Here is a 21,775-nt window from a genome sequence, read left to right as displayed (position 1 = left end):
GCATGTCTCTGTCGCGCCATTCCCGCGTCGCGGAGGCCCTGCTCGCCGCTGGCACCATGGTCATCCACTTCCCGCGCTACGAGGACATCGACCTCGCGACTCTCTGCGCGACGCCGGGGGCGGATCGGTTTGGGCCGGATATCGACTGGGAAAGCTTGCCGACCGGGGAGCCACGCTATCGCCGGATCGGCACATGGTTTCGCGCGGAGATTCACAAAACCATGCCGCTCGACGGCGCCACCGTCGTGGCCGCAGAGCTGCGCGAGGGCATCTGCCCCACCTGCAACGACAGACATTCGCATCCCGCCACCTCCGACACCTTGGTCTATCTCGACCGGAGCTGGCGTGGTCTCGGCCCGAAGGCCCCACAGAGCCCCCCGAAGAGGGGCGTTTCTAACCGCACGAACCCCGTGCGCAACACCGACAAAACACGCCAAACAACAGGAAAATCACCATGAAACGTCACTTGACCCAATTCGCACTGGGCGCCGGCCTTGCCCTCGGCGGCCTGCCGGCCCACGCCATCGACGTCGCGCCGGGCGACTATGCCATGCTGCCGCCGGGCACCGATATCGGCCTGCTGTATCTGCAACATTCCTCGGCCACCGAGCTGAATTTCGGCGGTACCGATGTGCCGTCTTCCGAGGTCACCGCCAATGTCGCCGTGCTGCGCGGGCTGCATTACACGGACATCGGCGGCGAACCCGTCATGTTTCAGGCCGTGCTGCCCTTCGGCAGCTTCAGCACCGCCGAGATCGGTGGCGCGGACATGCCCACCTCTGACGGGATTGGCGATCTGACGCTGGGCGTCAGCTATTGGCCGGTGAAACCCGCCAATCCGGAGACGGGCACCACGGTCGGCGTCACGGCCTTTCTCACGGCACCGACCGGCGCCTATGAGATGGGCGATGTGAGTTTTGGCAGCGGGGCCTGGACGTTCACGCCGCAGGTGGCGTTGATTCAGGGGCTGGGCAACGGCCTCTATCTCGATGCGATTGCCGATGTGGCGTTCAGCTTTGATCATACCGAATCCGGTGTCGAGGTCTCCCGCAATCCGGCCTCTCAGGTTCAGGTCGCCTTTCGCAAGCAATTCGGGCCGACTGCCTCGATGTCCATCGGCTATTCCGGCCAGTTCGGCGGCGAGGTGGATTACGATGGGATCTACAGCGGGCTGAAAACGCGCCGCGATCAGGTGCGGCTCTATGCCAACACCTTCCTGTCCCAAACCGTTCAGGTGCAGGGCATGTTGGCGACAGATCTCTACGTCGAGGACGGGTTCAAAAACGACGTGGTCGCCGAACTCCGTCTGATGAAACTCTTCTGATCCGAATGGTCCGGCAGAGCCCGCGGGCTTTGCCGTCGACCGCCCGCGGAGGGCGCATTCCCTCTTGGCGCTGCCGCGGGCTTTTCCCTTCCCATCACAGGACGAATGCCATGCTTGGACCAAGCGCACATGTCGACACGTTTTGTCGCGACAACCTGCCGCCCGAAGAGGCGCAGCCCGTCTATCTTCTGGAGAAATTCCCCTACCCTGACCATCTGAACGCCGCCGTCGAACTGACCGACCGCATGGTGGAACGCGGCTTTGGCGACCGGATCGCCGTTTCGGGCACCGGCCGAAGCCGCACCTATCGAGAACTTTCCGACTGGACCAACCAGATCGCCCGCGCTCTGGTCGAGGAATACGGCATCGTTCCGGGCAACCGCATCCTGATCCGGTCCTCCAACACGCCCGCTCTCGTAGCCTGTTGGCTCGGCGCGACCAAGGCCGGGGCCGTGGTGATCAACACCATGCCGATGATGCGCAAAAAGGAACTGAAACAATATATCGAGAAGGTCGAGGTCAAACTCGTGCTCTGCGACATGCGGATGCTCGACGAGATCGAACCCTGTCTGGGCGAATGTCCGACGCTCGAACATGTAGTGTCTTTCGATGGCACGGCGGGTCAGGACGGGGCCCTCGATCTGGCGGCACTCAAGAAACCCACCGATCTTTACTGGGTCGAGACTGGGCGTGACGATGTCGCGCTGTTGGGGTTCACCTCCGGCTCCACCGGCGTGCCCAAAGCCACGATGCACTTTCACCGCGATCTTTTGATCATCGCCGATGCTTATGCCAAGGAGGTGCTCGATGTGCGGCCCGACGATGTGTTTGTCGGCTCACCGCCTCTGGCCTTTACCTTTGGTCTCGGAGGCCTGGCGATCTTTCCGCTGCGCTATGGCGCTTCGGCCGTTCTTTTGGAAAAGGCCGGACCGAATGAGCTGATCGAGATCATCGAAACGCACCGCGCCACGATCTGTTTCACCGCCCCCACGGCCTATCGCGCGATGTTGATGGCGATGGAGGAAGGCGCGGATTTGTCGAGCCTGCGCTGCGCGGTCTCTGCCGGGGAAACCCTGCCCGCACCGGTGTTCGAGGCCTGGCGGGAGAAGACCGGCAAACCGATGCTCGACGGGATCGGCGGCACGGAATTGCTACATATCTATATGTCCAACCGCTTCGAAGACGCCCGTGCAGGCTGCACCGGACGCCCGCTCAGCGGCTATATCGCGAAGATTGTCGATGACGACATGAACGACGTGCCGCGCGGCACGCCCGGCCATCTGGCGGTGCGCGGCCCGGTGGGCTGTCGTTACCTCGCCGATGATCGTCAGACAAAATTCGTGCGTGATGGCTGGAATCTGCCCGGTGACATATTCGTCGAGGACGAAGACGGCTATTTCCATTTCGCGTCACGGTCCGACGATATGATCGTCTCGGCGGGGTATAATATCGCAGGTCCGGAGGTCGAGGCAGCTCTGTTGGCGCATCCGGATATTCTGGAATGCGGTGTGATCGGGGTGCCCGATGAGGCGCGCGGTCAGATCGTTCAGGCGCATGTGGTTCTCAAGGAGGGCGTCCCCGCCACAGACAGCAAGATCAAGGAATTGCAGGATTTCGTGAAGGCAACGGTTGCGCCCTACAAATACCCGCGTTCCGTGATTTTTGTGGAGCAACTGCCCAAAACGGAAAGCGGAAAAATCCAAAGGTTTCGCCTGAAAGAGCGCCCCTGAGGGGGAAGTCTGATCAATTCGAGCCTGTCTCAGCTTGTACAGTGAGACTGCCGCTTATTCGTCACAAAGACCGCGCCACTCTGCGAGAGCAGCGGCGCGGTACAGTTTGAAACTGTCCCATGGGTGCTGACGTCACACACGATGCGCGAATTAAAGGACAAAGTCGCGATTGTGCCTGGCGGTGCCACAAAAATTGGCGCTGCGGTGGCGAAATGCTTTTTGTGAGCATGGGGTGAAGGTGATTATCACCGATATTGACGCCAAGGGCGGCACGGCGCGCGCGGAGCTTGCGAAAAACAAGGGCGCCATCGTCATTTTCGGTTCGATCTCGGCGCAGGTCCTGCCGGGGCTAGCGCTCTGTTTTGCCGGAGCAACCGGGGTGACGGGGATCGGGAAATTCGATGCCTCGAACTGGACCACCTGTCCCGTCGGTCAGTCCCGGTTCAAGGCGGCCTTGGCAAGCCTGTCGTGCCGCGTCACATCGCCCTGGGCGACAGAGTTCAACACAGAACGCCCGCATTCAGCCTTGGACTACCAGACCCCGACTGACCACGCACGAACCCTGATCACCGCAATCGCCCACCCCGCTGCGCGAGATGAAAGCTCCGCGCGTCGGGCGATTGCTCAAACCGCGCCAGATGGCGTAAACATCAATCGGTCTCAAATCGTGACTGGGTGACAGTTCAGTGGCAGGTCAATCCGGCTATCTCGAAAAGCGATTGAGATTGCGCAGCGCTCATCTCGCTAAAGCATGATTTGAGCTCTCCCGGCGAAAGTCGGGAAGCCGACCTTTCCCCGGATGCCGCGGCATCGAAGCGAGGGATGATGCTCCCGCAGCGAAGGTCAGCTTCGCGAATTGGGTGTCTGGGTCAAGCTCATTTTCCTTCTTTTGTATGTCTGAGATCACTTCTCCGGGCCACGCTCATCTTCGCAGTCTGGTTTGGCGTTCGAAGGGCCCGCTGCATGCATGTGTCAGATTGGCAGTGGAGAGCCCCGCTTTCCGGCGCGCTTCGAGTTGCGCAGCAGACATTTTCGGCTTCGTCCACAGACCTCGTCCGGATTGGACGATCCCGTCAGTATCCGCAGGATTTTGAAGAAACACGGTTTCCCGCCGGATCTGCAGGCGGAATCCGTGAAAAAGGTTCTGCAGCAGGCGGAAGTTTTAGCGAAGGAATTTGCGTGAGTGAGAGGCAATTATGACGCAAGAGGATAATGCATTGCGCTAAGTCGGTTGATGATGGGTGGTCACAATCTCGATAATCCGATCCATGATGAAATCCGTTTGCTGGTAGATCAGCAGATCCGCACTCTCAGGCACGGGCAGAACCGACACATGGGAATTGCGTGCTTCCAGTTGCCTGTATTCGTCGATATCGAATAGCCCATCTTCGGTTGGCACCATGCTCAGCATCGGAATGGCCAACCGATCGATCGCGCCATCAACCGGGGCGTGAAACATTTGCATGTCCCGAACAAAAGTGCGGGTGCCCTGAACGACCAGATGCGAACACGCGTCACGCACAAGTGTCGCCGTGCTGGGATCACGGCAGATCTGCAGGTCAAGAGGCGTGGATGCGTGGGCGCGGTCGAGATACCAATCCACGCCGTAACGCGCGATCATGCGCTGGCCAATCCTGGCAATAAGGTCCAATAACCGCGGCGCGGTTTTGGCAAGGCGCAGCAGCGTTGCCTGCGGTACCGGAAGTTTGCGGAACGCAGCCCGGTTGAGGCATCCGTTGAACCCGACGGATATCAATGCGTTGAATGTAGCCGGGTCTTTGTCCTGCTGCGCCAACAGCGGGATGATCCCGTCGGACAGGCCGATGCCGACGCAGCCTTTCAGACCCATGCCGACCAGAAACTCCTCCAGCATGACCTGATTGTCTTCAAGGACTGGGAGGTCTTCGTGCAGTGATGAATTGCCGTAACCGGGCCGCGATGGGATGAACAGTGTGATCCCCGCGTGTTTCAGCAACTTCTCTGCGCTTTCAGGAAGGAGGTACCCCATGGCCATTCCCCGAAGGAAAATGGCGGGGCGCCCATCAAGGGCCCCCATCCATGTCCAAGCAATCTTGCGCCCTGAATCGGTCACGAGGATCTTTTCGCGCCCAAGCGGGTCTTGCCATTCAGTCAAGAGCCCCCGATTCCGAAGCATCTGGCGGCTGGCCACCATCGAAAACAGCCGGACTAGTTCAGCTTGGGATGTCGCGCCGGTCTTGCTCAGGATGGTTTTCATCTGGGTGCGCACCGTATGCACAGAAACCCCACGCAGCGCAGCGACCGCTGCAAGGTCGCAGTTCTCGAAGAACTGGCGGGCGACCGCGATTTCGGCGTCGGTCAGGTCGAAAGCTTGAGACAGTGTCGCTGACACCTCGGGTGACCAGTCCAGCTCCAGAGAGCGGATCACGATGTAGTGGCTCTCTTGATTGGATGCCTTCAATAGAAAGGCCTCGGCCCGAAAGGCCGGCTCACCAGTGAAACGGTCAAGGATTTGAACAATTGCCTGTCCAAGGTTGCCTTGTCCCTTGGCCGCCCGCAGTACGGTGTCGAAATCCACGCGCGACTCGGGTGATAGGCAATCCAGTGACAAAAATGTGCCTTGTGACGCACCAAACGACTGCTCCCCTTCGGCATTCACGGAGGCCACGCGCAAATCGGGGCTGATCACGACTGCCGGTCCGGCGATTTCGGCTACAACCCGTTCGAGCGGGTCTTCGAAAACCTGCGCGTCCAACCGGTCCAGCGAGTCCGCGGCAAGGTCCATCTGCTTAAAAAACGCGTTGGAAAAATGTCGTTCCAGTACGGTAGCATCCGGCTCCAGTGCATTCAGTTTCTGGTTCCAGCGTTCGATGAGGCTGTCAAAGGCGGCCTGATCGACAAATGCCCTGAACGTGTCGGACACGATGTCCAGGTCAAGCTCGGTCGTGTGCACCTGGTCATCAGATGGCATATCCGGTTTACTGTTTTGTAGGTCTGCCACCTGTGGTTCTCCGACCTTCTTGACATGTGTTGACGTCCCGCTCCGTCGCTGGCCGGGGTGGTTTACTGTTACAATGCGATAAGTTTGCGTCAATCCCGAGACATACACCAAGTGGTGTATGACCTCTCGCCTGTCACTCAGTATTCAATGTGGAAAGACATCGTGCCCAAGGCCCTGCTGCGCTTCTGGACCACGCCAAGATGAAATGACATGAGGACAACAGTGCTATGAGAATGTTTTGGGTCGGGGCCGTCGGCCTTGTATTGGGGGGACAGGTCGCGCAGGCGGAACAAGCCAATACGATTATCGTGATGGACGGATCAGGGTCCATGTGGGGCCAGATCGACGGGCGCCCGAAGCTGGAGATTGCCCGCCAGACACTCGCCGAAGTGCTGGTCGACTTCCCCCCGGAGCGGGGTCTTGGCCTGCTCGCCTACGGGCATCGCCGCAAGGGGGATTGTTCGGATATCGAGTTGCTGGTGGCCCCGACGCCTGGGACAGCGTCGGAGTTGCTGTCACGTGCCAATACCATGCGCTTCCTGGGCAAGACACCGCTGACTGAAGCAGTGCGCCGTGCTGCCTTGGACCTGCGTTCGACAGAAGACGCCGCGACTGTCATCCTGATCACCGACGGGTTGGAAACCTGTGCGGGTGATCCCTGCGCTTTGGGCCGTGAGCTGGAACAAAGTGGGGTGGATTTCACCGCCCATGTGGTCGGATTTGGCTTGCAAGGTGCCGAGACCGCGGCTCTGGAATGCCTCGCTTTGGAAACGGGGGGGCGGTATTTCGATGCAGGCGACGCGCGCGGCCTGCGCGACGCGCTGAACCAGACCCTTACCCCCAGGGAAGTGCAACAAGCCGAGGCCGCCCTACCGCCGGCCCAGCCTGCAACGCTGGACGCGCCAGAGATTGCTGGCCGCGCTATGCAGATCGAAGTGCGTTGGAGCGGCCCTGCGCGTGAAGGCGATTACATCGACATTGTTCCCTTTGACGGGGCAGGCACCCATGCCTTTGACGCGACACCTGTTGTGGCTGACAGCGACACTGTGATGCTGACCATGCCTGCCAACCTTGGTGACTACGTCTTGCGCTATGTTCAGCCGCTGAGCGAAGAGGAACAGGCGATGATCGCGGATGGCACGCGCGAGCGTACGCTCGCCCTGCGCAACATCTCGGTTGTCGATATCGACAATTTCCTCAGGGCTCCCGATGTGGCTGGGCAAGGTGCGATGGTTTCAGTGGACTGGGCAGGCCCCAAGGGTTTCCTCGGGCTATATCACGCAAGTCAGACGAACCTTGATGCTTGGCTGGCCGGCATGTCGCTTGTGGAAAGCTCGCCGGTCGAGATGCAGATGCCGCTGGATGAGGGCGACTATACGTTGCGCTACATCGTCGAGGGTTCGGGTTACAGTTCAGCCGAGTTGGCCGTCGAAAATATCACAGTTACCGCTGCACAGATCAGCTTCCTTGCCCCTGACAGGGTGCGCCCCGGTGTCGATTTTACGCTGATCTGGTCCGGTCCGGGCGGTCCACGCGACTGGATCGACCTTGTCGATCCGGGCACCGATGGGCTTTATAGCGGCGATGGTTACTCCGAATACAGCTACACGTATCTGCGCAATAGCACCGAAGATCGCGCCATCACTCTGACCGCACCCGATGTGCCCGGCACTTACGAGCTGCGTTACATTGCGGAATTTCCCCCAAGCGGACGCGATGACACATCCGAGCGCGCGCTGCTTTTCCGTCAGGGCCTGACGGTTGCTGCCGATGCGCTCGACTGGTCGCCGGATATCAGCGAAACCGTCGCGGCAACGGCCATGCCAGTGGCCGACGAAGTCGCCCTGCCCGCCTCGCCAGAGGGGGATGCTGCCACGTCCGGTTTCGATGACGTCGCGATTGGCGATGATCTGGGCTATCTCTGCGAAGAACAGCTTGGTTGCTTGATTGAGGACCGCAAGACAGGCGTCAGCTTCTTCCTGCGTCCCGGCTGGGGTACGGATTTCCCGTATCGCGATGGCCCCGAAGCGCCGGTAAGGATCAATTTCTTCGACACCGCCAGCGAAGCGCGGCTTTCCTTGAATGCACCACCGGAGGTGACGGAAGGGACGCTCTGCCTGCCTTCGACAATGGGGCCGGTCTGCAACCTGACACCGGATGAGCCTGCGGCCCTGCTGGGTGCCACCTTGCTTTTGCAAACCATTCAACCGTTGAATTGAGCATAAGGGATTTTATCATGTCGCTCACCTCTATGCGCCGCATGGCAGCTTTCACAGTAACGACGCTTGCGCTTGCCCCGGTCGCTGCCCTGGCAGACGGTCCGATACCCGTGCTTCTTTGCGCCCCGGGAGAGGGCTGCACTCAGGGATTTGGCAAAATCAGTGAAACCGATACGGGCGTGCTCTATGGTCAAACGGTCACGCCTGGGCAGGTCGCTGTCGTCTATATCGAAGGCAACCCCGGTGGATCCCTTGTCGCCATGGCACCCGATGCCGTGCATCAGGCCTATGGCGGCACAGGATCAATGGAGCCTCTGCATTTGCTCCCGGGGGACTCGCCGGACGAACTGGTCTTGAGCTTTGATCAGGAGGGTGTGGCACCCATCGAGGTCTTTGCGCCGCAGGACAAGGCACAGGAAAGGGTCATCAACCTGTTTCCCGACGCGGTGGATGGCGAAATCGTGCCACGTGATGGCCTGTGGCGGGTCACCTCGCGCGACCAGAGTTTCACAAACTGTCCGGCTGAGATGGAAGCCATGCTGCGTGGCTCGGGCATGATCAATGCGCAGTCGGAAACCCATCGCCTTGCATGGGGCGGTCGGTTTGACCCGTCTGTGTTGAATTTCATGAACGGGGATGGCCAGCAGATCACTTGGGAACGGAAAGGGCCGAACAGCTTCGAAGGTGAGTTGTTCGAGGTGACCTCGGGCCCGGGTAAGGTTGCTGCCGATGTCGGCATGGGGATCACATCTCCGACACAGATCAACTCCCACGTCGATCTATTCATCGGGGCGCTGATGGGAGGTGAGGAGCTTGCCCCGCTCGGCCTTTCAAACTGCAAGGTCTACATGACCTTCGATGTTCAACACGTTTCGGATTGAGGTGTCAGACCAATGAAACAGATCGCTCTGGCCAGTGTTCTGGCCACTGCTGCACTTTCCGCCATCGAAGCCAAGGCGCAGGATACGCTTTCAAGCTGGGATCGTTATACCAGCTTTCTGCTTTCTTCCTGCATCCTCGATGATCTGGGGCTGCGCAGCAAGATGATGGCGGGGATGCAGGCCGAGTATGGGGCCGGCATGACCGAACGGGAAGACCGGGACGGCATGGATTTTCATGACCACCCGAACGGCACCACACTTGAACTATCTGCCAGCGACGAAGAGGTCTATTGTCGCGTGACCATCCCCGCAGACGTGCTTAACGCCGACGGGATCGAGAACTTGCACGCCGATCTTGATGAGCAACTCGGCTACAAAGCGCCGGATGGCGCGATAGAGACGCTGAAGAATGCAGCACGCACCACATGGTCGTATGATGGCACGAAGAACAATCGGATGACGGTCGTGTTCTCCATACAAGAGGACAACTCTCTGTTGATTGAATCCAATTCGCGCATCGCCGATTAACTGTAGGCGTCAAGAAATCTTACCAGAAACAGCATAATGTGGTTAATATCACATATGGCACTGCCTCTGGGTCAGGCTATACGCCGACCGCCACAGGGGGGGTCTTCGGGATTCCTTGTGTGTTTCGGGGGGCATTCCACCTACCGAAATCCCCATCGAAGCAGGGGTATTTTATTCCGACAGTTCCGAACCTGTATCGCAAGGAACGCTGCCCCGCCGCACGCGACGGTTCCTACCTCTGATCTTTCGAGAGCGCCGTTTCAACGGTCACGTGGCCTGGTGTCAAGGTTTTGGCGGTTAGCCCCCAAGTTGACTATGTCTGGGGTCTCTAATCGGTGCAAAGTGTTGCCTCCATGCCGGTGAACGCTCCGTGACAACCATCCTTCTGGCCGGCCGCCTTCAAGAAGACAGCAGCATAGTCCTGGAGTTCGTGATCTTCCAGTTCGCGGATAACCTGTGCGCGCGGCGTCAGAAAGCCCGAGAGATCTCAATGAGGAGCTTTCCCAGCTTTTCAAAGAGAGCGTTTCGTGCCGATCCTGGCCGCCATGCGAGCACCACCTGTCGCGGACAGGCGTCAGGCAATGGGGTCAATTGCACATCGGCTGCTCCCGCTACACCGGCACGAACCGCAAGGTTTGGCAGAAGTGTGATCCCGAGCCCTTCCGCCACCATGGCGATCAAGGTCGTGAGGCTGGTGGCCGCAAAGCTGTCCTCCGCCGTGTGGATGCGACCGGGATAGGCCTCAAGTGCGTGGCGTTGCAGGCAATGCCCTTTCTCCAACAACATCAATTGACCGCTTTCGATCAGCACCTCCGCCCCCTGCGGTGCAGGCCAAGCGGCAGGCGACGCCAGTTGATACCCGTCCTCGAACAGGGGCATGACTTCCAACGATCCGGTCTCGAACGGCAATGCGATCAACACGAGATCGAGCCGTCCCGCCTGCAACCCTTCGATCAGGCTCTCGGTCATTTCCTCACGCAAATAGAGTCGCAACCCGGGAAACGCCTCACGAATCTCCGGCAGGGCGCGGGGCAAGAGATACGGGCCGATGGTCGGAATAGACCCCAGTTTCAAATCACCTTCGAACGGATTGCGATAGGCGCGGGCAAGAGTTTCAATCTCTTCCGCATCACGCAGCAATTGCCGACCGCGCACAACCACGTCTTCTCCTACGGGTGTCATGATAACGCTGCGCCGTGTTCGCTCAATCAACTGGACGCCGAGTCGCTCCTCCAATTCCTTTATCCCTGCGCTCAGGGTCGGCTGGGTAACAAAGCACATCTCCGCCGCACGCGAGAAATTCAATGTCTCGGCCACGGCTGTGAGGAACCGCATATGGCGCAGTGTGATCATTTATAGATTCCTTCTATTATTGTTATAATTTTTTTCAGTTTCACCTATAATTGTCCAGACGCTATCCCTGTCTACATCAACACCATCACCAGAAGGATAGCAGCAATGACACAAGACATCTCCGCCCCCCAGCGCCCCGCTGGACCCCGCCTGAACGAAGCCGCACCGGCATTCGACGCGCCTACTACCTATGGCCGCAAGACGCTCGAAGAGTACCGCGGCAAATGGCTGATCTTGTTTTCCCACCCCGCTGACTTTACGCCGGTCTGCACCACGGAATTCATCGCTTTCGCTAATCGTCACGACGACTTTGCCGCTCGCAACACCGAGCTTCTCGGACTGTCGATCGACAGCCACTACAGCCACATCGCATGGGTCTTGAACATCAAGGAAAAATTTGGCGTTGATGTGCGTTTCCCGATCATCGCGGATCTGAATATGGCCGTTGCCCAAGCCTACGGGATGATCCAGCCCGGCGCGTCCGACACCGCCGCCGTGCGGGCAACCTTTATCATCGATCCCCAAGGCGTTCTGCGCGCGATGGTCTACTATCCGATGAACGCGGGCCGCTCCGTCGATGAGATCCATCGTCTGCTGGTCGCACTGCAGACCGCTGACGAAAACAAATGCGCCATGCCGGAAAACTGGAAACCCGGAGACGAGGTGATCGTCCCGACACCGGCCACGCCCGAAGCAGCTCAGGCCCGTGCAGCCGAAGGCTACAACACAGTCGATTGGTATTTTTCGACCCGCGCGCTCTAAAGCGGGAATGCGCCACAGCACTTGCGGCGGGCTACACTGGCCCGACGTCTCCCAGACACAAAGCAACAGGAAATCTCGACATGACCACTTCTACCCAAACCAATATCGACGCACTCAACACAGTTTTGGGTCAGACCTTCCGCCTCTATGTGCAGACGCATGGCTATCGCTGGAATGTCGAAGGGCCGAATTTCCGCCTGTTGCACTCGCTTTTCGAGGCACAATACCAAAACCTCTGGGCTGCACTGGATGACATCGCCGAACGCATCCGCATCCAAGGGGCCTATGCGCCAGGAACCGTGGTCGACCTGATGAAGCTCGCCCCAGCCGAAGCCGCGCCTACGCACTCAGCCGAAGCCATGATTACGACCTTGATCGCAGAACACGACACCATCGCAGGCACGCTTCGCGACGCCATCAAGGCCGCAGGTGTTGCTGGTGACGAGGTCTCTGTCGGACTGCTCACCGACCGTCTGGAATGGCACGAAAAAGAACTCTGGATGATGAAGGCCAGCACACGCTAACTCCTGAAGGGCAGTGTTGTCCTCCCTTCTATCTCAACTGATTATGGAGACCTGACATGACAAATCCCGTTGTAAAACCCTTTTGGGACCAAGCCACCGGAAGTTGGCAATATGTGTTTCATGACCCTGGCACGATGAAAGGCGCCATCGTCGATCCTGTCCTCGATTTCGACCCGATGGCAGGCGCAACAGCAACAACGAATGCCCAACGGCTGCTGGATTATGTGCGCGACGCCGGGATTGAGCTCGTCTGGATTCTCGACACACATCCCCATGCCGACCACTTTTCTGCGGCGCAATGGCTCAAAGCGCAGACAGGTGCGCCAACCGCGATCGGTAAAAAAGTGGTGGGCGTCCAGAAGCTCTGGCAGGAAATCTACAACCTGCCTGATGATTTCCCGAACGACGGGAGCCAATGGGACCACCTTTTTGCCGATGGCGACACCTTCATGGTCGGCACTGTGCCCGTCAGGGTGATGTTCTCGCCTGGTCACACGCTCGCCTCCATCACCTATGTTGCGGGCGATGCGGCCTTTGTCCATGACACGCTGATGATGCCAGACAGTGGGTCGTCACGCGCCGATTTCCCCGGCGGAAGCTCTGATGCCCTCTATGACAGCATCTCCGCCATTCTCGCCTTGCCAGAGGGCACCCGCATCTTTGTCGGTCATGACTATGCCCCGGGACGCAACGTAGAATGCGAAGCTACCGTGGCCGAACACCGCGCGGCAAACATTCATTGGAAAAGCGCCCCCGCGCGAGAAGACTACCGCGCCGTGCGGGATACCCGCGATGCCACTTTGCCGCTGCCGAAGCTGATGCTCGCCGCACTTCAGGTCAACATCCGTGGCGGCCGGTTGCCCGAGGCCGAAGGCAATGGGCGCGCCTATCTGAAAATGCCGCTCAACTATTTCGAGAGCCGCTAACAGGTAGAATTACAGGAATTTGAAAAACGCACAAACCTGCCTGACACACTGAACACTGTGTCAGATACGAACCCGAATTGACCTGATCGTCAAAATCAAGATCATCGACATAATGATATTGACGACCAGGCACACCAACCGAGGGAAGGCGACGGAGGGAGCATGAGCGATCGCCCGACCTTTGATGGCATCCGACGAGAGGAAGAGAGCTTTATTGGCCCACCTGAGCCACAACAGGGACCGAAGATGCAACGGTCTCTGACTGAGGCCGACGAAGCCTATGCGGATACGTTGGTCACCTTGTTGACAATCCGTTCCGCGCTTGAAGCTGGACGGCCAGTCGATGCAAAGCAACTCCCTGTGAGGCTTGTCGAAATCATTGAGGCGTATTGCGTGCGCCCGAACATGCCCATAGTGGATGGTCGGCCGCACTATCAAGTTGATGATGTCGTCCAGGCGCTGGACATTCTCAGAGGTGACCTGCCGTTGGTCAAAGGTCCAAGCGCTGCCTTGCAGCTTCCCCGAAGCGGCCGTTCACAGCCTAGCGCAGCAAAATCCGGGTATGAATGTCGCTGATGCGGGACGAAGCGGACAATTCAAAAGCGGCTTTGAATGTCCGCTGTTGATTTTTGCTCTTGTCAACGTTAACCGGGTTGCCTGTCTCAACCCCGAGCCCCATGGAAGTCCGATGTAATCGCAGCGCATATAATCAAACCAACACCTTGGCAAACCCTGCCGGGTGTTTTTGTGCGACCAATCGATACATTGTGAGACTGTTATGAATATCCAGAAGTACCCGCGTACGCGGCACATTGAAGGCTCGCGCCTTCAGTTGGGCGATGTGGCGGATGACAAACCAATCAAAGAGCTTTCAGGCCAGCCTCTGATTGTTGAAGAAAAGCTCGACGGAGCCAATTCCGCCGTATCTTTTGACGTGGATGGCAACCTGCTGCTGCAAAGCCGTGGGCACTATCTGACCGGCGGTGGCCGCGAACGTCACTTCTCTTTGCTCAAGACCTGGGCTGCGGCCCATGCACATGCCCTGCACCCGGTGCTGGGCCATCGTTTCGTTATGTATGGCGAATGGATGTATGCCAAACACACTGTGTTCTATGACCGGCTGCCGCATTACTTCATGGAGTTCGATGTGCTGGACCGAGACACCGGCCTGTTCCTGAGCACGGCGGCTCGTCGGGCTTTGCTGACCGGACTGCCGATCATGCCAGTGCCGGTCATCCATACAGGCGAAATCAGGTCCGTCGATCAACTGATCAGCCTCACCCGGCCTTCGCCTTACAAATCCACGGACTGGCGTGATGCACTGTTGATTGCAGCAGAGCGGTCCGGCAGCCGTCCTGACATGGTTGACCAGCAGACAGAGGACAGCGACCTAGCCGAAGGGCTGTATCTAAAGCAAGAAAGTGCGGACCATGTGGAGGACCGCTTCAAGTTCGTCCGCGCTGACTTTTTGCAGGCGATTGAAGCCGCTGACGGGCATTGGCACGACCGTCCAATCCTGCCGAACGGCTTGGCCGATGGTGTCGATATCTTTGCACCCACTCTGGGTGCGGAGGGGGCCTACGATGCGTAAGCCTATCAAACATGCCGTCACACATGACCACCTGCTGGCCTTGGTTCCAACCGGCCCAGCTTGGCAGGTGGATTGGGGTGAGATTTGGCCACTGTGGTCGGAACTTGCCACTCTCGACGCCTGCCCGCAGGACCTAATCCATCATGCTGAGGGCGATGTCGGGACGCACACGCGAATGGTGGTCGAGGCTCTGGTGGCGGACCCAGACTGGCAAGGTCTTCCCGAAGTGGACCGGACTAACTTATTCTGGGCCGCCGTCTTGCATGATATCGGCAAGCCCGCCGTCACAAAGCATGAGGATGACGGACGCATTTCCTCCCGTGGTCACTCCCGTGTTGGTGCATCCATTGCAAGGGAACTGCTGTGGTATGCGGGGTCTCCGTTTGCGTGGCGTGAAGCGCTGTGCGGGATCATCGCCCACCACCAACTGCCGTTCTGGCTGATCGAACGGCCTGATCCGCAACGTATGGCTATTGAGACATCGTGGCGGTGCAGGCCGGATCACCTTTGCCTTCATGCCAAGGCCGACGCCATGGGTCGCAAATGTGAGGACCAGCAATCCATCTTGGAGAATGTGAGCCTCGCCGCATTGACCTTCCAAGAGGCCAACTGTTGGGATCACCAATTTGCCTTCGCCAATGATGAAAGCCGGGTTGCCTTTTTTGAGTTGGAAGACCGAGACCCGCACTATGAGGCTCACGAGGCGTTCCCTTGTACGGTTATCGTCATGTCAGGTTTGCCTGGTGTGGGGAAGGATACCTGGATCGGGAAAAACTGCCCAGAACATCCTGTCGTCAGCCTTGATACGATCCGAGACGAACTAGGCGTCTCTGCAAGTGACAATCAAGGCCAGGTCATTCAGGCTGCGCACGAACGGGCGCGAGAGCACCTGCGGGCCGGGCGTGATTTTGTTTGGAACGCTACCAATGTGACCCGACAGAACCGATCACGGGTTCTACGGCTACTGCGTGACTACGGTGCATGCGTTGAGATTGTCTATCTCGAAGAGAACCCAGATCAATTGCGCCATCAGAACAGGGAACGACCAGATGCCGTGCCCGAAGCTGTGATCACGCATTTGTCCAAAAAGTTAGAGCCGCCGCAATTGTGGGAAGCGCATAGGGTCAATCTGGTATAGTGAAACCGCGCGAATGCGGACATCAAAGCCTGGTGCAGCATTTGGGAGGTTTGGGCTTATTTTGTTGAAAAACTATTCCTTGATCGGTGGGTAAGTCGCTGATTCAATTCTTTTCATCGGGAGGGATTGAACGATGATGGGACCGAGGCAGGAAGCGCAGGAAGCGCAGGCAGCGCTGTTTTATGAGTTCTCGCTGGAGGATCATGTTCCCCAGGATCACCTGCTACGGTCGATTGATCGGTTCGTCGATCTGAGCAGCATCCGCGCCCATCTTGCCGGTTTCTACAGTCACACGGGCCGCCCGTCAGTTGATCCTGAACTACTGATCCGCATGTTGCTGGTCGGATACTGTTTCGGCATCCGGTCAGAGCGGCGGCTCTGCGAAGAGGTGCATCTCAACCTCGCCTATCGCTGGTTCTGCCGCCTCGATCTGAGCGACCGGGTCCCGGATCATTCAACGTTTTCCAAGAACCGGCATGGTCGTTTCCGTGAGAGCGAACTCCTGCGACACCTGTTCGAGACAACTGTCGCCCGCTGCATCGAAGAAGATCTGGTCAGCGGCCAGCGCATGGCAGTCGATGCCAGTCTGATCGAAGCCGATGCGAACAAGCAAAACTCAACACCGAAGGAAGAATGGGATGCGTCGTCCATCGATGCCGTAGATGCACCCCGCGCAGTCCGAGAGTATCTCGACACGCTCGACGAGGCAGCCTTCGGCGCGGCGAGCGATGTCCAACCCAAGTTCACCTCGCATTCCGATCCCGCCAGTCAGTGGACAGCAGCCCGCAAGGGTGAGCCAATGGAACGCCAATGGTCCGAGAGACATTGGCGAACGCATTCTTTAGCTATTCCGACAATTATCTCATCGACACGGATCACGGTGTCATCTTGGATGTGGAACCCACGCGCTCCATCCGGCAAGCCGAGGTTGGATCGACAAAAACCATGCTGACGCGGGTGAAAGAAAAGTTCGGCTTGGTCCCTGACTGGATGATCGCCGACACAGCCTATGGTTCAGGCCCAATGCTCGGCTGGCTCGTGGAGCGCAAGATCGATCCTTACATCCCGGTGATCGACAAGGCCGGACGCCCCGATGGCACCTGGACACGCACAGATTTCGACTGGGATGCAGAGAATAATCAATACATCTGCCCCGAGGGTCACGCGCTCAAGCAGTTCCGCCGGAATTACTCTGATCCGAACCGGGGACCGACGGGCAAGGGCACAGCCCGCTATCGCGCCTTGAAAGAAGTCTGCCAGGTCTGCCCGTCCAAGCTGAAGTGCTGCCCCAACACTGATGCGCGCAAGATCACCCGCGAAGAGCACGAAGATGCGCGTCAGGTCGCCAGGGATCTGGCTAAGACCGAAGAATACCAGACCGCGATGAAGCTCAGAAAGAAGGTCGAAATGCTCTTCGCCCATCTCAAGCGGATACTCGGCCTGAGCCGGCTTCGATTACGTGGACCATGCGGTGCAAATGACGAATTCCTCCTCGCCGCCACCGCCCAAAACCTCCGCAAACTGGCTAAGATCTTTCCTGCATCGCAGCAAACGCGCAAAGCCTGACAAGAAAGGCGCTTGCGCCGAATTTGTAAGTGCCATTTCTGCATTCGCAAACGTTAGTTTTTCAACAGAATGGGCGGATTGCGGACTTTCGCTGCGGGTGCTCGGCCTGCGCCTCGGAAATGCGAAAGCGGCCATTCAGAGACCGAAAGACCCATCCACCCGTGCTGCGTCTTCCACCAAGGTCAGAAATGCGCAGATTTCGACCTTTGCAAAGTTCAGTCCGCAGGGTCTCGCTGGATGGTAGGGGCAGCCCATTGCTGCCGGTCGACCGCACCAGTTGCTGCATTGCCTCTTTCCCCGAAGCCGTCACTCGACCAGCTGAACCCCGCCACCGCGCGAGGGATCGGGACAAGATGGACGTCCAAGTTCGCTCAATGTCCCCCGCTGCCCATCCAAGAGATATGTCGCACTTTCTGAAGCAATCCGACATGATGACTTGTATATGCTAAGAGAGAGATGGCGGACGTGAACACACCAAAATTCGACACGGAACAGAAGGTTCAGGACTGGCTCGAAGCAGTCATTGAACAGGACGCATTGTCGGACTTCATCATCGGAGCCGATCAGGTCAGTGAATCTCTGGAAGGGCATGAGTCGCCAGAATTCAAGCCTTCTTTTCCAATCGACTATATTACTCGACTCGGAAATTTGAGGGCCGCGCAGCACGTATTGGGAGAGCTTCACACTCTTGAGCTGGTCAGCAAGAACAGTCGCAGCATATCCCGCGAGAAAGGGGAACGCCTCTTTGTCGACCTGCTCTATTGCGCGCGAGAAACCTCCCGCTTCGTTCTGTTTGAGATAAAGAATCAGGATGGCAGTGCCCGCGAGGCGGTGACAGAGATCATGGCCTATGAGCATGAAACACTGAACCATACGCCCTTCTCCAGCGCGAACGATGTCATGATGGTGATCGTATCGCGCAATTTCTCGACGCTTCTCGATCACGCCATTACCGGCCTCAACAGCTGGTCTCGTCGCCGTGTTCTGTGCCTGCGCTTCGAGGAAAGCGAAGCAGACCCTCGACTGGTCGTCCATATTCCAACCGCCTGGAGCGCGATAGGTCAGAAGGGACTGGCGGTCGATGGAATCGTGACGGCAACGCTGTCCTTCACACCCTCACCGGACCTCGACGAAGACGATATACATGCCGTGTGCTCGACTGCTGCCGGTCTGATGGTTCGAGAGGCAGAGCGTTCCGGGGGCTCTGGCTTTGCAATGGTCGCCTACAACCATCTTTATCCCGGAATGGCCGTCTCCCCCTATCTGATCCTCGCGGGTGTCGTGAATCCCTTCAGTTTCATGAAGAGGGCACAAAGCGAAGGATTCCTAGAGAATAGCCGCTCCCCCATATCCGATTACATTCTGGAGAACGGTCGAACTGGGGACCTGTCGGCATGTTGGTCGTGGCTTTCGAATGACGGAGCGCCGCCGTCCAGTATTTGAAGGGATATGGTTCGCCGGAATGGGCGCTGTCTCAAGGGTGGGAAGACATCCGAAACATCGAACGGTGGCGTTATCCGGGATTGACGCTGGATCGCCACATCATGCCGGTCTCGGTCGATTTCTGGGGCGTGTTGGGTGATTATGCGCGAGACGCCGTTCGCAATGTCGACCGCATGCGGAATTTCATGACGAGCTGCGCCAGACCTGGCATGGACTGGCGCCATCCGATCCTCGGCGTGCTTCTGCTCGACGAAATTGCGTCGGCACCCCCGCTGATCGACGGCCAGTGGACCTTTTCCGCCATGTTCAGATTGGGATTGCTGCTTGGCCGATTTGGTTCGCTTTCCGCTCAGATCGCGGATGCCGAACCAGAGCAGCAGCGCCTGCTGAAAGCCAGTTCATTTTGGGCCGAGGTCGATATGGCTGGCATGCTTCAGGAGGTAGCACTGCGCTATATGTCAGCCGAAGACATGGATGAGGCCCCGCCCACCATCTCCGTGCGTCGATGCGAAACCGGAGATGAGGCTTTTGCGTCCGTCTCTGCCTTTGTCGACTGGATCTCGCGAACTTTTGTCGACGAAGAGGAAGAGTTGATGCAGGCGGCGTTTTCCGTTGGTTGGCACGTTTATCCCATTTTTGATCCTCAATTCGATGCAGGGCAGAACAATCCGCAGGTCGCGTCCCTTCGCGAATTGGCAGTAGCTAAAGCGCGAGACTGGCTCAAATGGTCTGTCGTAGAGGCCACTGGAGATGGTCGGGATGCTGGCGCGGCAACCAAGGCTATCGCAGAAAGCTTTGGCGAGCAGGTGCCTTTGAGCGAGGGGAAAGACGCTGCTTTGGCTGCGGTCGATGAACTGAGTCCGGTAATCCTGATCGACAAGCTACTAACCGAAATCCCTAGGATCGTCGATAGTTGGCATCCCCAACTCGCCCATACATTGGCACCCGTAGCATCGATTGGCCATGATTGGGACTGGCTCGAACAGCAGATTGCGGCTGCCCGTAAGCGTGGAGAGAAGCACCCCTGCATCTCCATTGGCGCGGGCGGAGAAATTGCCGTGAGCATCCTACCGCCAATGCCCTGGATCCCGGTGGTTGACGACGTGACCGAGAAAGTCCTGCTGTCCAGCAACAGCAGCGGATCTGAAATTATTCTGGTGGTTAGCTGGGAGGATCTGCGGGCTGGAAAAGTACCAGGGCTTTCGTGAGATGTTAACTTTGGGGGCCCCACAAACTTCCAACCTCCCTTCCTCCCCGGTGGAGCGTGCCTAGGTGATATCGTCGCATCTCGGAATGTCAGCTTGTGTGGAATGCCGCGGTTGTCGCGCTGCGGTGCCGCATGTCGGCTATCCGCCCGACCTGCGTGAGCAACCTTCGCGCCAAGACGGTGGATAGCGGGTCCGCTTCGGGCTGGAAGAGGTCATCCGGTTGGTCGCGCCGAGGCCTGAAAGGTTAAGATTCGCGTGCCGCGCCGACGCAAGTCCGGTTTGAGCCCACCTTGCATAATGCTGCGTGTTGCACGAACGTCAGCTTCGACGCGTTTTCAATGTAAAGTAGCAGCCAAATGGCTCTACTGAACCTACCTTCTTCAATTCTGATCAGACTTTGGCGGGCGATATGGATTTTCACTATACAGAACCGCAGAACGAACTAGAGAAAATGCTCGGTGGCTTCTTCTGCATTAACGCAGTTGGAACTATTGAGCACGGCGATGACGTCAAGTTCAGCAAGTTCCTTGATGATCACGAACCGCCCCCTCACATGGTCGTTTACATCGATTCCGCAGGCGGTAATTTGGAGGCGGGGATTGGAATAGGTAGGAAAATTCGGCAGTACGGCCTCTGGACAGATGTGGGCAGATATCTGTTGGAGCCGCCCGACCCGTCAAGGCCCTTGGTTCTAAGAAAACGTGTCAGCGGTAGGTGTATGAGCGCGGCCACTATGGTCTACTTGGGAGGGCGTTTGAGATTTCTTTCGGAGGGCAGCAGATTTGGAGTACATCGCTTTTCCTTCAAGGACCCACTGCCAGAACACATTGGGAAATCTCAAGAGCTTTCCGCGAAGATCGCGTCCTTTGTCAGTGACATGAGGGTTTCACCCGAGTTCTTGGAACTGTCATCCGCCACCGATGCGAAAGAGATCGACCTAGTAAGCGAACTACGGCTAAAAGAACTTCGCGTAGTCACAGGCGGTCAAACCGATGCAATTTGGACCGTACAAGCTCGCGGCGGTATAATGTACGTTAGAGGAGAACGGGATTCTATCTACGGACGCCATAAGGTTATGTTGGGTTTCATCAAAGATGCTGGATTTTTCTTTTCGGCAGTCATTGAAGCCCAGAACCGCTTCGAAGAATTGACTGGCTTTGGCGTCGTGGAAATTACTCTCAACGGGGAAGACATCAAGTTCGACATATCGGATGAATGTGAACGTTTCACAATTGGCACAGACGTACATGTCTTCGCAAAGATATCGAACGATCAGGCTCGGATAATCAGCGAGTCGGAGAGCATTGGCGTTCAAGTCAAGTTCGTGCGTGAGGCTCCTACATTCTTAGGCATCGGCGCGATGGATACAGAAGGGGGCGTCGAACAGCTCTCGACATTCTACCATAGTTTCTCAAAGTGAATTTGGTCCCAAACCCTTGGAAAACGGACATTCGATTGGCCAAATTGAACGGCAACTTCGTCCCGCACTGCCGACACTCAATATCGTATCAGTGACGCGGTTGCAGCGAAAGTCCGGTCTGACGGACCGCACCGCAGCGATGACCCGTCCGTCGGATGACCTCTGTGGGTGGCTCCCGCATT

18 protein-coding genes and 2 pseudogenes are annotated in these 21,775 nt (G+C 57.8%); 18 read left to right on the top strand and 2 right to left on the bottom strand.

Annotation, left to right across the window (positions count from 1 at the left end):
* The 5 genes and pseudogenes from C8029_RS20900 to C8029_RS22160 form a co-directional block, all read left to right on the top strand.
* The coding region (locus tag C8029_RS20900) for a flavin reductase (RefSeq protein WP_152003651.1) at positions 1 to 458 on the top strand (458 nt) is incomplete at its 5' end.
* A complete protein-coding gene (locus C8029_RS20895; protein WP_009571971.1) occupies positions 455 to 1,324 on the top strand; it encodes a transporter in 870 nt (289 codons plus the stop codon). The genes C8029_RS20900 and C8029_RS20895, both read left to right, overlap by 4 nt.
* A 110-nt stretch (positions 1,325 to 1,434) precedes the next feature.
* Positions 1,435 to 3,054, top strand: a complete 1,620-nt coding sequence (locus C8029_RS20890; RefSeq protein WP_009571970.1) for an AMP-binding protein — start codon at positions 1,435 to 1,437, stop codon at positions 3,052 to 3,054.
* Positions 3,055 to 3,529: 475 nt separating this feature from the next.
* Positions 3,530 to 3,733, top strand: a pseudogene (locus C8029_RS20885) (integrase core domain-containing protein); the annotation flags it as partial.
* Between the two features lie 381 nt (positions 3,734 to 4,114).
* Positions 4,115 to 4,237, top strand: coding sequence for a type I restriction enzyme endonuclease domain-containing protein (locus C8029_RS22160; protein ID WP_157789806.1), 123 nt, complete (start codon positions 4,115 to 4,117; stop codon positions 4,235 to 4,237).
* Positions 4,238 to 4,276: 39 nt separating this feature from the next.
* On the opposite strand, the gene C8029_RS20875 is transcribed toward C8029_RS22160, so the two are convergent.
* Complete coding sequence (locus C8029_RS20875) at positions 4,277 to 6,034, bottom strand: helix-turn-helix transcriptional regulator (RefSeq protein WP_040402246.1); 1,758 nt, start codon at positions 6,032 to 6,034, stop codon at positions 4,277 to 4,279.
* Between the two features lie 227 nt (positions 6,035 to 6,261).
* Here C8029_RS20875 and C8029_RS20870 point away from each other — a divergent pair, with 227 nt between their 5' ends.
* Genes C8029_RS20870 through C8029_RS20860 form a run of 3 tightly spaced genes read left to right on the top strand, consistent with a single transcriptional unit; the run spans position 6,262 to position 9,662 of the window.
* Positions 6,262 to 8,253 carry a vWA domain-containing protein gene (locus C8029_RS20870; protein WP_226946421.1) on the top strand — a complete coding sequence of 664 codons (1,992 nt, stop codon included), beginning with the start codon at positions 6,262 to 6,264 and terminating at the stop codon, positions 8,251 to 8,253.
* A gap of 17 nt (positions 8,254 to 8,270) precedes the next feature.
* Positions 8,271 to 9,134, top strand: coding sequence for a hypothetical protein (locus C8029_RS20865; protein WP_009571964.1), 864 nt, complete (start codon positions 8,271 to 8,273; stop codon positions 9,132 to 9,134).
* A gap of 12 nt (positions 9,135 to 9,146) precedes the next feature.
* Positions 9,147 to 9,662 carry a hypothetical protein gene (locus tag C8029_RS20860; protein ID WP_152003650.1) on the top strand — a complete coding sequence of 172 codons (516 nt, stop codon included), beginning with the start codon at positions 9,147 to 9,149 and terminating at the stop codon, positions 9,660 to 9,662.
* A 468-nt stretch (positions 9,663 to 10,130) separates the two neighbouring features.
* Here the strand turns inward: C8029_RS20860 and C8029_RS20855 are convergent, their stop codons facing one another.
* Positions 10,131 to 11,015 (bottom strand): hydrogen peroxide-inducible genes activator, encoded by an 885-nt coding sequence (locus C8029_RS20855; RefSeq protein ID WP_009571961.1) that lies wholly within the window; start codon positions 11,013 to 11,015, stop codon positions 10,131 to 10,133.
* 105 nt (positions 11,016 to 11,120) lie between these two features.
* Between C8029_RS20855 and C8029_RS20850 the strand changes: the two genes are divergently transcribed.
* The 10 genes and pseudogenes from C8029_RS20850 (at position 11,121) to C8029_RS20805 (ending at position 21,593) form a co-directional block, all read left to right on the top strand.
* Positions 11,121 to 11,777: a peroxiredoxin gene (locus C8029_RS20850; protein ID WP_009571959.1), complete on the top strand. Its 657-nt coding sequence runs from the start codon at positions 11,121 to 11,123 to the stop codon at positions 11,775 to 11,777.
* A gap of 80 nt (positions 11,778 to 11,857) precedes the next feature.
* A complete protein-coding gene (locus C8029_RS20845; protein WP_152003649.1) occupies positions 11,858 to 12,301 on the top strand; it encodes a Dps family protein in 444 nt (147 codons plus the stop codon).
* Positions 12,302 to 12,357: 56 nt separating this feature from the next.
* On the top strand, positions 12,358 to 13,227 hold the full coding sequence (locus C8029_RS20840; RefSeq protein ID WP_009571955.1) for an MBL fold metallo-hydrolase: 870 nt from the start codon (positions 12,358 to 12,360) through the stop codon (positions 13,225 to 13,227).
* 162 nt (positions 13,228 to 13,389) lie between these two features.
* Positions 13,390 to 13,803, top strand: a complete 414-nt coding sequence (locus tag C8029_RS20835; protein ID WP_009571953.1) for a hypothetical protein — start codon at positions 13,390 to 13,392, stop codon at positions 13,801 to 13,803.
* 202 nt (positions 13,804 to 14,005) lie between these two features.
* Complete coding sequence (locus C8029_RS20830) at positions 14,006 to 14,818, top strand: RNA ligase family protein (RefSeq protein WP_009571951.1); 813 nt, start codon at positions 14,006 to 14,008, stop codon at positions 14,816 to 14,818.
* 175 nt (positions 14,819 to 14,993) lie between these two features.
* Positions 14,994 to 15,956 (top strand): AAA family ATPase, encoded by a 963-nt coding sequence (locus C8029_RS20825; protein WP_226946420.1) that lies wholly within the window; start codon positions 14,994 to 14,996, stop codon positions 15,954 to 15,956.
* Positions 15,957 to 16,089: 133 nt separating this feature from the next.
* Positions 16,090 to 17,522 (top strand): annotated as a pseudogene (locus C8029_RS20820) (transposase).
* A gap of 456 nt (positions 17,523 to 17,978) precedes the next feature.
* The gene (locus C8029_RS20815) at positions 17,979 to 18,965 is read left to right on the top strand and encodes a hypothetical protein (RefSeq protein ID WP_152003648.1); all 987 of its coding nucleotides are present in this window, start codon (positions 17,979 to 17,981) and stop codon (positions 18,963 to 18,965) included.
* Between the two features lie 80 nt (positions 18,966 to 19,045).
* Positions 19,046 to 20,173, top strand: a complete 1,128-nt coding sequence (locus C8029_RS20810; protein ID WP_152003647.1) for a hypothetical protein — start codon at positions 19,046 to 19,048, stop codon at positions 20,171 to 20,173.
* A gap of 409 nt (positions 20,174 to 20,582) precedes the next feature.
* Complete coding sequence (locus C8029_RS20805; protein ID WP_226946419.1) at positions 20,583 to 21,593, top strand: COG3904 family protein; 1,011 nt, start codon at positions 20,583 to 20,585, stop codon at positions 21,591 to 21,593.
* Positions 21,594 to 21,775 lie beyond the last annotated feature (182 nt).

The organism is Roseobacter sp. TSBP12 (assembly GCF_009129705.1).
GTDB lineage: Bacteria > Pseudomonadota > Alphaproteobacteria > Rhodobacterales > Rhodobacteraceae > Celeribacter > Celeribacter baekdonensis_A.
The sequence above is the reverse complement of the archived record's forward strand: the minus strand, read 5'-3'. Positions and strand labels throughout refer to the sequence as shown.